14 protein-coding genes are annotated in these 14,541 nt (G+C 59.4%); 5 read left to right on the plus strand and 9 right to left on the minus strand.

Annotated features, from left to right (window positions below; all coding sequences use genetic code 11):
• Positions 1–238 precede the first annotated feature (238 nt).
• Positions 239–415, plus strand: coding sequence for a hypothetical protein (locus ACZ5D1_RS15725; protein WP_011369330.1), 177 nt, complete (start codon positions 239–241; stop codon positions 413–415).
• Between the two features lie 554 nt (positions 416–969).
• Here the strand turns inward: ACZ5D1_RS15725 and ACZ5D1_RS15730 are convergent.
• Together ACZ5D1_RS15730 and ACZ5D1_RS15735 are read right to left on the minus strand one after the other, a co-directional pair.
• Positions 970–1,182 (minus strand): hypothetical protein, encoded by a 213-nt coding sequence (locus tag ACZ5D1_RS15730; protein ID WP_464555439.1) that lies wholly within the window; start codon positions 1,180–1,182, stop codon positions 970–972.
• A gap of 25 nt (positions 1,183–1,207) precedes the next feature.
• Complete coding sequence (locus ACZ5D1_RS15735) at positions 1,208–1,654, minus strand: flavodoxin (RefSeq protein ID WP_011369333.1); 447 nt, start codon at positions 1,652–1,654, stop codon at positions 1,208–1,210.
• 746 nt (positions 1,655–2,400) lie between these two features.
• On the opposite strand from ACZ5D1_RS15735, the gene potA reads away from it, so the two are divergent.
• Genes potA through ACZ5D1_RS15755 form a run of 4 tightly spaced genes read left to right on the plus strand, consistent with a single transcriptional unit; the run spans position 2,401 to position 6,200 of the window.
• The gene (potA, locus tag ACZ5D1_RS15740) at positions 2,401–3,522 is read left to right on the plus strand and encodes a spermidine/putrescine ABC transporter ATP-binding protein PotA (RefSeq protein WP_011369334.1); all 1,122 of its coding nucleotides are present in this window, start codon (positions 2,401–2,403) and stop codon (positions 3,520–3,522) included.
• Entirely contained in the window at positions 3,509–4,387 is an 879-nt protein-coding gene (potB, locus tag ACZ5D1_RS15745; RefSeq protein ID WP_027182619.1) for a spermidine/putrescine ABC transporter permease PotB, read from the plus strand. Before potA ends, potB begins: the two co-directional genes overlap by 14 nt.
• Complete coding sequence (potC, locus tag ACZ5D1_RS15750; protein ID WP_011369336.1) at positions 4,387–5,157, plus strand: spermidine/putrescine ABC transporter permease PotC; 771 nt, start codon at positions 4,387–4,389, stop codon at positions 5,155–5,157. The genes potB and potC overlap by 1 nt, the downstream gene beginning before the upstream one ends.
• On the plus strand, positions 5,154–6,200 hold the full coding sequence (locus ACZ5D1_RS15755) for an ABC transporter substrate-binding protein (RefSeq protein WP_011369337.1): 1,047 nt from the start codon (positions 5,154–5,156) through the stop codon (positions 6,198–6,200). The genes potC and ACZ5D1_RS15755 overlap by 4 nt, the downstream gene beginning before the upstream one ends.
• A gap of 568 nt (positions 6,201–6,768) precedes the next feature.
• Here the strand turns inward: ACZ5D1_RS15755 and ACZ5D1_RS15760 are convergent.
• The 7 genes from ACZ5D1_RS15760 to ACZ5D1_RS15790 all read right to left on the minus strand — a co-directional run bounded on the left by ACZ5D1_RS15760 (position 6,769) and on the right by ACZ5D1_RS15790 (position 14,539).
• Positions 6,769–7,158: a Fur family transcriptional regulator gene (locus tag ACZ5D1_RS15760; protein WP_011369338.1), complete on the minus strand. Its 390-nt coding sequence runs from the start codon at positions 7,156–7,158 to the stop codon at positions 6,769–6,771.
• A gap of 111 nt (positions 7,159–7,269) precedes the next feature.
• Complete coding sequence (locus ACZ5D1_RS15765) at positions 7,270–9,096, minus strand: amino acid kinase family protein (protein WP_027182621.1); 1,827 nt, start codon at positions 9,094–9,096, stop codon at positions 7,270–7,272.
• Between the two features lie 20 nt (positions 9,097–9,116).
• Complete coding sequence (locus ACZ5D1_RS15770) at positions 9,117–9,743, minus strand: acyltransferase (protein WP_011369340.1); 627 nt, start codon at positions 9,741–9,743, stop codon at positions 9,117–9,119.
• Between the two features lie 72 nt (positions 9,744–9,815).
• On the minus strand, positions 9,816–11,714 hold the full coding sequence (gene asnB, locus ACZ5D1_RS15775; protein WP_464555442.1) for an asparagine synthase (glutamine-hydrolyzing): 1,899 nt from the start codon (positions 11,712–11,714) through the stop codon (positions 9,816–9,818).
• On the minus strand, positions 11,702–13,102 hold the full coding sequence (locus tag ACZ5D1_RS15780; protein WP_011369342.1) for a glycosyltransferase: 1,401 nt from the start codon (positions 13,100–13,102) through the stop codon (positions 11,702–11,704). Before ACZ5D1_RS15780 ends, asnB begins: the two co-directional genes overlap by 13 nt.
• Positions 13,095–13,943: a cytidylyltransferase domain-containing protein gene (locus ACZ5D1_RS15785; protein WP_455696574.1), complete on the minus strand. Its 849-nt coding sequence runs from the start codon at positions 13,941–13,943 to the stop codon at positions 13,095–13,097. Before ACZ5D1_RS15785 ends, ACZ5D1_RS15780 begins: the two co-directional genes overlap by 8 nt.
• Positions 13,940–14,539, minus strand: coding sequence for an acyltransferase (locus ACZ5D1_RS15790; RefSeq protein ID WP_011369344.1), 600 nt, complete (start codon positions 14,537–14,539; stop codon positions 13,940–13,942). The genes ACZ5D1_RS15785 and ACZ5D1_RS15790 overlap by 4 nt, the downstream gene beginning before the upstream one ends.
• Positions 14,540–14,541 lie beyond the last annotated feature (2 nt).

The raw sequence follows: 14,541 nt of genomic DNA on the forward strand, positions 1-14,541 counted from the left end.
ACACTCCTCCTCTGCTGCATACGCCGGTCGCGGCAACGCCCGAAGCCGTGACCAATGGCAGACGAACCCGTCAATACCTCCTTTGCTCTTCCCCCGGCCGCATTGTGCGGCCGGGGGCCTTTTTTGTACCCCGCACACGGGTATGGCTGTTGACAGCAGCCCTTACATTTACCTACCTTCCCGTGCACCGGGCACAACGTACAACCCTCATGCGGCCCTGCCGCACACAGGAAGCATCATGTCCAACTTTCTTGTACGCGGCATTCTTATAGGCGGCGCTCTGGGCGCATTCGGCGGTATGCTGGGATTGAGCGACAATCTGCCCCGCGCCGTTGCCATCGGCATGGTCGGCGGTTTTTTTGCCGGTCTCACGCTGGCCCGCAAGCACGCAAAAAAGCAGAACAACACTAAATAGCACTGCGCTTGGGGCGGTGCTGCAGACGGGGTATAAAAAAAGCAGCCCGGCGGGCCGCTTCAGGCGGTCCGTCAGCCGCGGTCTGTTTTACCCGCCGTCAGCCCCGTGCAAAGTTATGCCTGAGGTAATCGGCGGGCGTAATCGGCGGGCGTAATCGGCAGACGTGACCGGCAGACGGGCATGCCGTGTACGGGCAGAAACCAAAACACACATAGCCGCACACAAAAAGGGCGCCGGAGCGCCCTTACGGATACATGCCAGCCCGATACGGCGGCCTGCTGCCCTGCAACTGCGCAACGCAGCTTTCGGCTGTGTGCCGGCTACAGGGCGGTTCAGATATTTTCCGGCTGCCGGAACAGCGCAACACGGCAGACCCTGCCGCAGAATACGCCGCATGGCGCCTTTTCATCTGCTGCCGCTAACCGGCAAGAGTGCCCAGCAGCATTTCCAGCAGCAGAACAGTGACAAGGCACAGCATCACATCACGCACTTCCGAGCCTTTGCGGAACATTCCCTTTTTTCTGCCGACGGGTGCCTGCAGTTTCCGGGGGGAATTACCGGCCTGCGGCACTACGGGCATCTCCTGCGGAAGAACCGGCAGCGGCGCCGGACGGGGCGGCACCTTCGGAAAGAACTCCGGCCGCATGCTCCTGTTCGGCCATGGCGCGGGCAAGATGGCCGGAATCATCGGTCAGAACGCCGCGCAGAACGCTCCGCAAAAAGCCTTTTGCGGTTCCCCGGGAATGAATGCTCAACTTGGGCTGCATGATGCCTCCTGTGCTGTGGTATCTGTTACAGGGCTGCGCCGACGGCCGACGCCCAGTCTGCTATCTCGCTGCGGCACGAACCGGGATCGCCGTCAATCTTCAGTGAATCGCAGATAATGCGCGCGCCGTTTTCCTTTGCACGTTCTTCAATGGCGTCCACCGCGCCGCAGAACCACTGATAACTGGAGTCGCCGCACCCGAAGCAGCCCACCTTGACGCCGCTCAGGCCGGCCTTGTCCAGTTCATCATACAGGTCGATGAAATCGTCCTGCAGTTCAATCTCCTCGTCACCCCATGTGGAGCAGCCGAAGAGCACAGCGTCGTAGCCCTCGCACAGACCTTCCGCCTCAACTGCGGTAACATCGTTTACCACGGCATCATGGCCTGCATTTTTCAGTTCGGTGCCCACAATCTCGGCTGTGGTCTGGGTGTTTCCGGTTGTGGAACCGTAAACGATAAGCACTTTAGCCATCTCGCAAACCTCGTGTGACAGTTTGTACGCCCCCGCCAATCGGGGGCATGCTACAGTGGCTGTGCACAACGGCGGAACAGATGAACAAAGGTGCCGGCCGCGCGCGCAGGACATGACGGGCTGATTGCTGTGCCACGGAGCCTGTCAGTTCGGGCGCCCTGCGCGCCGCCGGTCTGGTAAGGAGCATGCGTTTCATTTCGGTATGCGTGTCGTTCCTTTCTCGGTTGCCCCTCTTGTATGTGAAAATGAAATTCATTGTCAATTCTATTCTCAAAAAAATATTGCCGGGGCCCGTCACAATTTGCATCGCAACCGCGATATGTTATGGTTGCCGCAGTATATTACCCTTTAAAGGGGTGTTTTTTTTCTTGTGAAGACAGAAAGATCATGGCAAGTAACGCGCGTTGCATTTTGCAGCGGCGCGTACACGCGTCAGATCATCGCAAGGGAGCGGCGGGACTATGCAAACCCTCCACCACTGCAGCAGCGCCCCTTCTTATCATGCGCTGCACCGCGTACACTACGCGGGCGATGCCCGAACGCCGGGCTGCGGTTTAACCGGCAGGGGGTAGCCCCGGCCGGACTTCCGCAGTGTTACCGGCCTCTTGTTGTCTTGGGCAGGTTCTGCCCAAACTTTCCCAAATCCAGTAAAATCGAGTACCATCGCAGGACATGCTCCTGCACTGGCCGCGCGTACCGGCCCGTCCGACGGGTTGGCATCATGTTTTTTTATCGGGGGTGCGACGATGGCTGAACAGGATTACATATTCGAGCTGCGCGGAGTATCAAAATACTTCGACGACACCTGTGCGCTCGAAAATATAGATCTGCAGATCAGAAACGGCGAGTTCCTTACGCTGCTGGGCCCTTCGGGCTGCGGAAAAACAACCATTCTGCGTCTTCTTTCCGGATTCGAAACGCCCTCATCGGGCGATGTCATCCTGAGCGGCCGTGTGGTGAACGACGTTCCGCCCGAGCAGCGTCAGGTAAACACCGTGTTTCAGAATTATGCGCTTTTTCCGCATATGACGGTGCGTGATAACGTGGGCTTCGGGCTGAAAATGCAGAAACGTCCGAAGGATGAAATAGCCAGACGTGTGCGCGAAGCACTGAAGATGGTGCATCTGGAGCAGTTCGGCGACCGCAAGCCCGCGCGGCTTTCCGGCGGGCAGCAGCAACGTGTGGCCATTGCCCGCGCAGTGGTGAACAACCCCTATGTGCTGCTGCTGGACGAGCCCTTCAGCGCCCTTGATTTTAAGCTGCGCAAAAAAATGCAGCTGGAAATCAAGCATCTGCAGCGTCAGCTGGGCATCACCTTTGTCTTTGTGACACACGATCAGGAAGAGGCGTTTGCCATGTCCGACCGTGTGGTGGTGATGAATGACGGCCGCATTGAACAGATAGGCTCGCCGCAGGAAATATACGAAGAACCGGCCAACCTGTATGTGGCCCGTTTTGTGGGCGACATAAACATACTGGACGGTACCATAACCGCCCGCCGCAACGGCGTGCTGTATGACGCCACGCTGGAAGGCGTGCCTTTTCCCGTGCAGACCGGAAAGCAGTTTGAAACCGGCGACCGCGTCAAGGTTCTGCTGCGTCCCGAAGACATCCGCCTGCACATGATGCACGACCTGCCGGATGGTGAATACTTTACCGGCGCCATTGAAGAAACCGTGTACAAAGGCGCCACCGTTGATATTGTGGTGCGGCTGGACAGCCCCAGCGAAGGACAGCCCGGCAAACAGCTGCTGGTTGCAGAATTCTTCAACGAGGATGACGAAGAAATCAACTACACTCCGGGCGAACGCGTGGCCGTCACCTGGGTAAACGGCTGGGAGGTAGTGCTGGGAGATGATGGGGAGTAAGTTTTTCCGCCGGTTCAGCATCACCGCCGTTGCGCTGTGGCTGGGGCTTTTTGCGCTGGTACCGCACCTTATGCTGGTGGGAGCGTCTTTTCTGACGCGCGACCCCGGCAGCTTTGTTGCGCCGCAACTCACTCTGGACAACTTTATCCGTCTGTTCGATCCCATGTTCGTCAGAATATTTCTGGAATCGTTCAGGCTGGCGGGCATCACCACGGCTTTCTGCCTGCTGATGGGCTATCCGTTCGCCTTTCTGCTGGCCACAGCCCGCGAACACCTGCGCCCGTGGCTGCTGCTGCTTGTCATCATTCCTTTCTGGACAAACTCGCTCATCCGCACCTACGCCATGATCATTATCCTGAAATCCAACGGGGTGCTGAGCAAAGTGCTCATGGCGGCGGGGCTTATTGATGCCCCCATATCGCTCATGTACAGCGAAATAGCCGTGGTGGCCGGTTTTGCCTACACGTCGCTTCCGTTCATGATTCTGCCGCTGTTCGCTTCCATCGAAAAGCTGGACATGCGCCTGCTGGATGCCGCACGCGACCTTGGCGCCAGCACGCGGCAGACATTTTTTTCCGTCACGCTGCCCCTGACCATGCCGGGCATAGTGGCCGGCTGCATGCTGGTTTTTCTGCCTGCGCTGGGCTGTTTTTATGTGCCGGAAATACTGGGCGGTTCCAAAACGCTGGTCATGGGCAGCTTTATCAAAAACCAGTTTCTGGTGGCCCGCGACTGGCCGCTGGGTTCCGCTGCCAGCATAGTGATGACTCTTATTCTCGTGGTACTTATTCTGCTGTACTATATGGCAAAAAAACGCAGCGCCACGCATCACAAGGATGATGAACTGTACGGGGAGGGCATGTGATGAAAATCCTGCGCCGGACCTACATGTGGGCGGTCTACGCCTTTCTGTACATTCCCATTCTGGTGGTCATTGCCTATTCCGTCAACAACGCGAAATACACCACAGACTGGAAAGGCTTTACATGGAAGTGGTATCAGCAGCTGTTCAGCAACCAGCAGCTGATGGACGCCGCCGCAAACTCGCTCATGGTGGCCACCGTTGCCGCCACCTGCGCCACCGTGCTGGGCACGCTGGCCGCCCTGTGCATACACCGCTACCGCTTTACCGGACGCAAGGTGCTGCACGGCCTCACGTATGTGCTTACGGTGTCGCCCGATATCGTCATGGGCATCTCGCTTCTCATCTTTTTCATTTTCTTTCATATCGAGCTTGGTTTCGGCACGCTGCTGGCAGCGCACATCACGCTGTGCCTGCCTTTTGTCACGGTGACGGTACTGGGCCGCTTTTCGGAATTCGATGAAGATGTGGTGGCTGCAGCCAAAGACCTCGGCGCATCAGAAGGACAGGCCTTCCGCCATGTCATTCTGCCGCTTATCATGCCTGCCGTCATGGCAGGCTGGCTGCTCAGTTTCACACTTTCCATGGACGACGTGCTCATCAGCTTCTTTGTAACGGGGCCGAACTTTGATATTCTGCCCCTGCGCATCTATTCCATGGTCAGGCTGGGCGTAAAGCCCGACATCAACGCGCTGAGCGCGGTTCTGTTCTGCCTGACAATCGTACTGGTACTGCTGGCCCACACCCTTAGCAAGGCAAGGAGACGCCCATGAAAAAGCTCTTCGCCGTCATCCTGACGGTCATGCTGTGTCCGTTTTTTGCCCAGAACGCTCTGGCGCAGGATGAAAAAATCCTCAATGTGTACAACTGGTCGGAATACATTCCGCAGGATGTGCTGACGCAGTTCACGGAAGAAACCGGCATCGAAATCAACTACACCACGTTTGAATCCAACGAAGCCATGTACGCCAAGCTCAAACTGCTGGACGGCAAAGGCTACGATGTGGTGGTGCCTTCTACCTATTTTGTCACGCTGATGCGCGAACAGGGCCTGCTGGCCAGAATAGACACCGGCAAGCTGGATAACTTCAAGCATATTGACCCGTTTGTCCTGCACCAGCCCTTTGACCCGAAAAACGAATATTCCGTGCCGTACATGTGGGGTTCCACCAGCCTGCTGGTAAATACCGATCATGTCGATCCCGCATCCGTAACCAGCTGGCACGACCTGCTGCGTCCGGAATTCAAGGGCAAGATCATTCTGTCGGACGATCTGCGCGACACCATGGGCATGGCTCTGCTGGCCACCGGCCATTCGGTGAACAGCCGCAGCGATGCAGAGCTCAAAGAAGCGTACGAGTTTCTGAAACAGCTCTACCCTTCCGTACGCGTGTTTGATGTGACTGCCACCAAGCAGGCGTTCGCCAGCGAGGAAGTCATCATCGGCATGTCATGGAACGGCGATGCCACCGTGCTGACGCAGGAAATGCCCAATCTGCAGTACATCTATCCCCGAGAAGGCGCCCCCCTGTGGCTGGACAGCCTGTGCATTCCCAAAAATGCCGAGCACAAAGACAACGCCCATACGTTCATCAACTTTCTGCTGCGGCCCGACATTGCCAAGCGCATAGTGGAAGAATATCTGTATTCCACCCCCAACAAAGCCGCGTGGGAACTGCTGCCCGAAGACCTGAAAAACAGCCGGGCGGTTTCCCCCACAGCGCAGGATCTCGAAAAAAGCGAATTCTGCGACTCAGTGGGCCCCGCACTGCAGATATATGAAAAATACTGGCAGATGCTGAAAACCAGAAGTTAACGCATTGCGCCACCCGCACATAAAGCCCGCAGGCATAAGCCTGCGGGCTTTTTTTCATACGCGCATTGACAAAAAAACCTGCGGAGGCTCTCCGCAGGACGGTACTAAGCCGGAACAGGCGCGCTGCCGCGCGCACGCACAAAGCCGGAGCACGGTCCGCCGCGGGTGCAAAAGCGCCTGCCGGAACCGCACCCCGCCGGAGCAGAGACACAGCCGTTCCGGCGGCAGAAAAGGCGGGCCGGTACACGGTCCGGAAGCAGCACCCGGACGGAGCAACACAAAACCGGCATGTGCAAGTTGTCAGAAAGACCGCCGGAAGGCGGAAAAAGGATGGCGCTCGTATGCACCATACGCCGCAGCCCTGCAGCCCAGTGGTCCGGACATGTGGGCGGTATGCAGCGGAGTCACGGCCGTTCACCGCCGTTTAGGCGGCACCGGTCTGCCATTGCGGGAAACCGGCACTGTGCGGCCTTATACGGCAAAAAGCCGTGACCGGTGTGCGGAAAACGACAATGACCGCGGGGCTGCGCAGCAGCCGTTCACAGCCGGCTGCAGCGCAGCCGCGGCATCAGTTTTTCGTCATGCATTCGTCGCAGATACCCTCAAACTCCACCCGCGCTGTGGTCACGGTAAAACCGGGCACATCAAGGCGGTTGAAAGCAGGCACGTCAAGCGGCTTCATCACATCACCCACACGGCCGCATTTTGTGCAGCGTACATGCTGATGCGGCGCCGTGTTGCCGTCAAAGCGTTTCTGGGCGCCTGCGTGCTCAAGCCGCAGAATCTCACCGGTTTCCGCCAGCAGATCCAGATTGCGGTATACCGTACCCAGGCTGATACGCGGCAGAATGGGGCGGACCATCTCATAAATCTCATCTGCGGTGGGGTGGCTCGTCACTTTACGCAACTCGTCAAGGATCACCTTGCGTTGCCTTGTCATTCTTGTCTGTGCAGCCATGGAAGCCTCCAGCAACTAATTAATAATAACCATTCCTAAAGTAGTGCCGCTGCAATGTCAAGGACCGGCGGTCTCGCGACCGCAGAAAATACTGTCCGCCACAAAAGCTCTTCAGCGCCCCTGCCCCGCCATCATGGCCGCCAGATGGCTTTCTATGCCTGACAGCGGGCAAGCGGTGTTCACATAGGCGCGGCTGAATGCCGTATCGCGCAGCTTGCCGCCCTGCTGCGGAGAATATCGCAACAGAGCCTGTGTCAGCTCATCCGCCGTATGAAACACGTGAACTCTGCGCTCCAGCAGCCGCAGCGCCCGTTCGGTGAACGGTGCCGTAGGGTCTGTCAGCAGAAAAATATCCATGTCATACGCCAGAGCCTCATACAGCGGCGTGGAAGGAAATTCAATGACCGCCAGAGAGGGCCGGTAGCGCTCCAGAAAATCGCGCCAGCCCATCTGCACCACCTGAGCATGACGCAGCCCGCGCAGTGCGGATGTCACGGCAATGCTGTCGCGTGAAGCATGGGGAAAAGGTTTGACGATACTGCGCAGGTCGGTGCGCGCTTCAAGTGCTTCAAGCACGGCACACTGCGCACGGGCAAGCCTGTCCGCTCCGGTACGGCACGTCCAGAAAAGATCCACCGCGTTAGTGACGGGAAAGACCACATCCACAGGCTCGGCGCCCTGACGGGGCGATGCATGATCGGCATTGCCCCCCGGCAGTACCGTGCAGCACCTTACCGCGCCGTAAGCACGACGTTCACCGGCGCTGTAGGCGTCTTCAAAACATTCTTGATCGGCGGCATAACTGATAAAATGGGTGCAGGCGGCAAAATCGGTCATAAAATGTTTTTCGCCCAGATGCTGCGAAAGGTAACAGCCGCCGTGCTGCAGCCCCGCCACAGGAACGCCCTGCCGCATAAGAGCTTCCGAGGCAAGCCGCGAGGGAGTGCCTACCAGCGGCACTGTCCAGCCGGCCGCGGTCACCCCGTAGCAGTCATGAATCCGCTGCATGTGCACCGCAGGCGCCATGAAATAAGCCAGCCGTGCGGTAAAATCGGCAACAAGGCGATCCTGCAGCGCCTGCCTGTCCGTACCCGTAAACACAGGCCCGCCGGCCGATCCGCCGGGCACCCCCGGGGCCGACCTGCGCACATACTCCGCGGCGTCCGCCCACAACGTGCGGCCGGTGGCAGGTATTCCCCGCACCGGACGCACTCCTTCGCGCGGCCACACAAGAACAGTATCGGCATGGCGGGCAAACATGCCGCCAAGCTGCTTTTCAGGCTGAAAGACCACAGCCAGCGAGCGACCGCGGTGCAGCCGCACCCCCCGCCGCCCTTCGGCGGCGGCCCTCAGGCGCTGCAAAGTCCTGCGCGGTGCAAGAGCCAGACGCAAAGCCCGCTTCCAGCCGTGTTCCAGCACGGAGCCATGTGACGTGACGGGATGCTCCAGCAGCCGGGCGCCGTGCATATATGCCGCACTGCGCAAAATACCCAGAAAAGAAAAAACAGGATGGGCCGCAGCTTCGCGCTGATGCCAGTAATGCACGACGGCCGTGCCGTGCGGCACAAAAGCAGCATCGGCCCAGTGCGAAAGCAGACGCGCCCCCGTCAGGTGATACTGCCCGTGATAACGGTAGAGCAGGTCGAACACGTCCATTTCTGGCAGGCCGAGCATACGGCACAACCCGGCGGATATACCGGCATCCAGCGGCCGGAGCAGTTCATGCAGTTCACGGCAGGAGCTGTCCATGAGCGTGCGTATGGTGTTGTCCGGCGTGAAGGATGAAACATCACGGCATGCAACACCGTGAGCCTGGAGGTGGTCCACCACAGACCAGTGAGTTGAAAACACCCGTTCATGACGGGCCTGTGCGCCGTATGCCGCCAGAAACGCTTTCGATGCAGCGCAGGAGTCTATGAGATGCAGCGTGCCGCCCATATCTGTGGCTCCGGTATTCTTCAGGGCCTGTCGCAGATTTTTCTGGCAGGCACACCCACGTTGACCGAATACGGCAGGGTATCTGCGGTCACCACGGCATTGGCACCGATAACGCTGCCATCGGCTATGGTCACGCCCTTTGTTACGGACACGTTGGCCGCCAGCCAGCAGTCACTGCCGATGATCACCGGTTCGTGCGTGTAACCGGACTGCCTGACGGGCACGCTGCGGTCGTAGACATGCTCGCTGGAGTTGATGCTCACACGGGGACCGATGATCGTACCGCGGCCTATGCGGACATCGGCTCCGGCATTAAGCAGCAGATACGGCGTAAGAGCGCACTGCTCTCCTATGTCCACCACGGCGTCCCGCGCCGCCACCAGCCGGCACGGCCCGTCAACCACCACACCGTCCCGCAGAATTATGGTGCCGTTTTCACGGTTGCGCAGATCCAGATCACCCCACACGGAAACATTGTCTCCGATGATTATGCGGTCGCGTCTGCCGCGCAGTTTGAGCAGGATGCGCCCCTTGATGAAAAAACCGCGGCCCACCTGCACGCCGTAACAGCGCAGCGCCCAGGCTATCAGCAGACTCCAGACTCGCCACAGACGGTCGCCGAAAAGCATTTCCAGTATCATTCTCATAAAATACACCTCTGTCGAAAAGCGTACGCAAAACTTACGAAAAGCAACCGGACAGTTATTGAAATAAACGCCTCACGCATCGGCGCAGTCTTCAAGAAACATCTTGCAGCACAGGATGTTAAACAAAAACTTGCTTTCGCTGTTGCCCAGAGACCGGCCGTCCAGCAGCTGCGCCACGGCATCACGCCGCACAAAGTCCCATACGGGACTGTCCGCCAAGACCTGCGCCCGGACCGCGCTGTCCCGCACATCCAGAAAATCAAGCACCGGCGCATTGAACCCCACCTTGCGGCGGTTATCCAGAATCATATCGGGCACAATGCCGCGCATGGCTTCGCGCAGCACAGCCTTTGCCATTCCGTCGCGCACAAGATGCCGCACAGGTATGCGCAGCGAAAAATCAAACAGAGCTCTGTCCAGAAAAGGGGAACGGTTTTCCACCGAATGGTACATGGCGTTGAGGTCGTCCTCATGCAGAATGACGGGAACCGCTTCGTGGAACAGCTCGTTCAGCATTCTGTTGCGCAGGGGCACGGCGTGGTAGGCATGTTCCGTAAAAGGCTCGTCGAAAGGCTGGCGCAACGCCCCGGCGAATCTGTCGTTATGCAGGTATATGTGGCCGCGTTCCTGCGGGGCGTGCACAAACACCTCCGGGTCCTGCAGGTACGGGTTGCGCACCACGGGTGCCACATGGCGGCGCCAGTTTTCCAGCGCTTTGTCGTACAAGGCCCCCGAACCGTGCATGGCGGCCAGATACAGATTATGGTGGTCGTAGTAGCCGGTGAACAGTTCATCGGCGGCCGTACCGCTGATGGATATGGCATATCCCTGCTGCCGGATACGCTGCATGAGCAGCCAGTGCACATAATATGAAATGGTCAGTACCGGCGCATCGTGGGCACGCACCAGAGTCCGCAGCCCGTCCAGAAACCCCGCGACGGAAGGTGATACCGAGGTATGCCGCAGTCCGAGCTCGCGGACCACATGCTCCACGCATTCACGCTCTTCGTAGCGGGCGTCGGTGTTCATGACCGTGAATCCGTGCACATCGTACCCGAATACCCTGCGGGCGATGCAGATAAGCGAATTGGAATCAATTCCGCCACTCATGCAGAACGCCAGCGGCACATCAGCTCTCAGACGCAGCTCCACGGAGCGGATGAGGCGCTCGCGCGTGCCGCGCACAGCGTCTGCAAAACTCATGTCTTCCTGCACGGGATCGTGCGCGGCATGAGGACGCTCCCAGTAGCACAGTCCCCGCAGGCCGCCGGCATCCGCCGCCAGCATGGTTCCGGCGGGCACCTGACGCAGACCGGCAAAAAACGTCTGCCGGGTTTTGTACAGCGACTTGTAGCCGTTTACCAGATACCGGCGCAGATGCTCGGTATCGGGCCGCAGGGGCCGCCCTGTCAGCGCAGCCAGCAGTTTAGGCTCCGAGCCGAAATACAGCCCGCCGTCGTCATCGCGCAGGTAATACAACGGCTTTTCGCCGAAACGGTCACGTCCCAGCACCAGCGTGCCGCGCGAAGCATCAAAGTAGGCAAAGGCCCACATGCCTTCGCATGCATCCAGCGCTCCCGCCATGCCGTGCAGCAGATCTTCTGCGGCGTGGCCCCCGCACAACATGGACCGCCCCTGCGGATCCAGCGCCCGCAACAGCACCTCGGTATCGCCGGTGGTGTCAAAAGCCAGCCCGCCCCGCTCAAGCCGTTCACGCACTTCGGAAAAATTGTACAGCTCGCCGTTGAATGCCAGCACTCCGCCGCCGCGCTGCATGGGCTGACCCGAACGCGGGTCGGGGTCCAGTATGGAAAGCCGTGCATGCAGAAGCAGCACATGCCTGCCGTCCGCGGTACACCGCCGGAATGTGCCGCTGCCGTCCGGCCCGCGGTGGCGCATGGCCGCATGGCAGCGCCGCACGACGTCATCCGGAAGACAGCGCCTGCCTATGTACCCTGCTATTCCGCACATATACGTTCACGCTCCAGACGCAGCAACGTTTCGGCAACAGCCAGATCGCGCGCAGAAGACACCACATGCAGCGCGTCACCTGCCAGCACTATGTGGCCCACCCTGTCGCCCAGCCAGTGCGGGCTTTTTTCGTACCAGCCGCGGGTAAGCAGGTGCAGCCCCGGCACGGCACGGAAAAGATACTCACGCTCGAACCGCATGCCGCCGTAACGCTGATTGTTGCCAACCAGCTGCAGCCCCGTGCCGTCATGCCGGAAAAAAAGATCATTCTCAGGGTTGACGGGTATCACCGTATCAACGTCGAAAATACGTGCCGTATTGACGGCCTTGTCAATGTACAGGCTGCTGCGAAAAGGCGTCTCCACTGACAGCATCATGCAGGCGCGGGCCTGACGGGCCAGCAGGGGCAGACTGTCCAGCACGTGCTGCAGGGTGTCATGCAGCGCGGTATTGCTGCGGGCAAACGCTCTGGGACGCTCCACAATGTGCACAGCGCTGCCGTACCGCCGCCGCACATGGTCCATCACTGCCGCATCGGGCGTGGTGACAGCCACACCGCACAGCTGCGTTGCCTCCAGCGCGGCATCCAGCGTCCAGTCCAGCAGCGTTCTGCCGCCCAGCTGCTCCAGCGCCAGACAGTGGGGGTCCACGGAAAGCCCGCGTACAGGAACAAACGCCAGTGTGGGACAGGCCGGCCGGTTGCTTCTGCGGGCATGCGCCTCTTTGATGCGCGCGCGGGTTTCCACAATCATCCTGCGGTCGCCCGACAGACTGCCGCCATGCTGGCGATAATAAAACAACGGTTCGTTAACGTTGCGCACATCGTGCTTTTCAATAAACCGCAACCACAGGTCATACCCGTCCTGACAGCGGAATTCTTCGCTATAGCCGCCCACGCTCAGCAGATGTGACCGCCTGATAAGCGTGCACGCGCCGTGCGCCGGCATATCGGGCAGCGAAACACCGCCGTTGAAATCGTTGCGGATCTCTCTGCCGATAACGGCCCCGTTTTCATCAACGTAATAATAATCGGGAAAGACAAGCCCCACGGAAGGGTTGCGCTCCAGAATATCCGTCATGACGGCCAGCGCTTCGGGTGCCAGATAATCATCGGCATCCAGCCGCATGATGTACCGCCCGCGTGCCATGCCAAGGGCCGTGTTGCTGGTGCGGTTCAGCCCGGCGTTCTGCTGCAGCAGTACGCGCACCCCGGGGCGCCCCTCATATTCCAGCACGATATCGCGCGACCCGTCCGTGGAACCGTCATCAATGATGAGCAGCTCATAATCGTGCAGGGTCTGGGCAAACACGCTTTCCACAGCCTGACGCAGAAACCTGCCGTAATTGTAATTGGTGATGTAGACCGTAACAAGCGGTTGGCTAGCCATGCAGGCATTCCCTGTACAGTTCGATTATTTCATGGGCGGCATAGGCCGTATGCGGCCGGTCCATTCTGGCCAGCATACGCTCAAACAGAGCAAAATCTTCTTCCGTATCCACGGCCAGCTGAATTTCGCCCAGCGAAGGATCACCCGATTCCATATTCATGATGCGGATGCTGCGGGTGTCGTAAAAGTATTTGGTCACATGCTCCAGATGCTCGGGCAGATGCATGGCGGCATACCCTGCCAGAAATGCCGATGCGCGGCATACTTCGACACTCTGTCCCTTGGGAAAGGTGCGGCGCAGCACGTTGGTGACCATGTCGGGCAGTTCGGTGGCGTCATGTCCGGCATATCCGGCCAGAGTCACCGACCCGCAGGCAACCAGCGGCAGAGAGGCACACTCCGCGTGCATGTTGCCCCGCTGGGCATGACTGTCGGACAGTCCGGCGGCAGAAACACCGCCAAGCCCGTACAGCAGATTCACGGCACTGGAAATGGTCTGCGGATCAATAAACGGGCTGTCGCCGTTGATGCGCACAAAGGCATCCCACCCGCGCCAGCGCACACAGGCCGCCACGCGGCCGGCCACATCGACATCCGACCCGCGGAACACCGCAAGATCACAGGCCGCGGCAAATTCCTCCAGCCGGTCATCCACGGTTCTGTCCGTTGTGGCCAGCACAATTTCTGAAACCCCGCGGACCATACGGGCCCGTTCCACAACATACCCCAGCATTTCCTTGCCGGCAGCCGTACGCAACGCCTTGCCCGGCAGACGGGTCGAATCAAGCCGCGCCAGAATGATTATTCCGACACCGCCTTTTTTCTGCAGCACCGCATTCATTTTCTGTATCCCACTATCCGTGCCGGAGCACCGGCCACGATGGCCCCTGCAGGCACATCGGCAGTAATGACGCTGCCGGCCCCCGCCACAGCGCCGGTTCCTATACGCACCCCCGAAACCACGGTCACACGCGCCCCCAGCCACACATCATCGCCCACCACCACGGGGCGGGCGGTCATATCCTGCGTGTTGATTCTGCTGCCCGCCGCAATGCCGTGGTCGGCATCCACCAGATAACAGAAGGGCGCTATGAGGCAGTCCGCCCCTATCACTACAGAGTAGCTTGCAAAAATAGTCGTGTGATATCCTATTGTCGTATTGCTGCCGATGCGCAGTTCACCCTGCGGCTGAGCCACACACAGCCGCGCGCCCTGTTTGAAAAACACATTGTCGCCGAAATGCATATGCCGCGTGTACCGCATCAGATGCACACCGCTGTCCATGTGTATGCCGCAGCCGGCACTGCCCACGCGGCGCAGCTGCCACCAGCGGCGCATGTCGTGCCACAGCCCGCCGGACGCCGCCGTGCGCACGCGGCTCTGAAAACGTCTTTCATCCGGGCCGTGCTGCGGGGGCTGCATCTCTGAAGACATCATGA

The organism is Oleidesulfovibrio vietnamensis, assembly GCF_055388115.1.

Coding starts and splice junctions, on each gene's coding strand:
- asnB (WP_464555442.1), bottom strand. CDS start 11,714: ATGTGCGGAATAGCAGGGTACATAGGCAGGCGCTGTCTTCCGGATGAC.
- ACZ5D1_RS15765 (WP_027182621.1), bottom strand. CDS start 9,096: ATGGGCGGCACGCTGCATCTCATAGACTCCTGCGCTGCATCGAAAGCG.
- ACZ5D1_RS15730 (WP_464555439.1), bottom strand. CDS start 1,182: ATGCAGCCCAAGTTGAGCATTCATTCCCGGGGAACCGCAAAAGGCTTT.
- ACZ5D1_RS15735 (WP_011369333.1), bottom strand. CDS start 1,654: ATGGCTAAAGTGCTTATCGTTTACGGTTCCACAACCGGAAACACCCAG.
- ACZ5D1_RS15780 (WP_011369342.1), bottom strand. CDS start 13,102: ATGGCTAGCCAACCGCTTGTTACGGTCTACATCACCAATTACAATTAC.
- ACZ5D1_RS15755 (WP_011369337.1), top strand. CDS start 5,154: ATGAAAAAGCTCTTCGCCGTCATCCTGACGGTCATGCTGTGTCCGTTT.
- ACZ5D1_RS15725 (WP_011369330.1), top strand. CDS start 239: ATGTCCAACTTTCTTGTACGCGGCATTCTTATAGGCGGCGCTCTGGGC.
- ACZ5D1_RS15770 (WP_011369340.1), bottom strand. CDS start 9,743: ATGAGAATGATACTGGAAATGCTTTTCGGCGACCGTCTGTGGCGAGTC.
- ACZ5D1_RS15790 (WP_011369344.1), bottom strand. CDS start 14,539: ATGATGTCTTCAGAGATGCAGCCCCCGCAGCACGGCCCGGATGAAAGA.
- ACZ5D1_RS15760 (WP_011369338.1), bottom strand. CDS start 7,158: ATGGCTGCACAGACAAGAATGACAAGGCAACGCAAGGTGATCCTTGAC.
- ACZ5D1_RS15785 (WP_455696574.1), bottom strand. CDS start 13,943: ATGAATGCGGTGCTGCAGAAAAAAGGCGGTGTCGGAATAATCATTCTG.
- potA (WP_011369334.1), top strand. CDS start 2,401: ATGGCTGAACAGGATTACATATTCGAGCTGCGCGGAGTATCAAAATAC.
- potC (WP_011369336.1), top strand. CDS start 4,387: ATGAAAATCCTGCGCCGGACCTACATGTGGGCGGTCTACGCCTTTCTG.
- potB (WP_027182619.1), top strand. CDS start 3,509: ATGATGGGGAGTAAGTTTTTCCGCCGGTTCAGCATCACCGCCGTTGCG.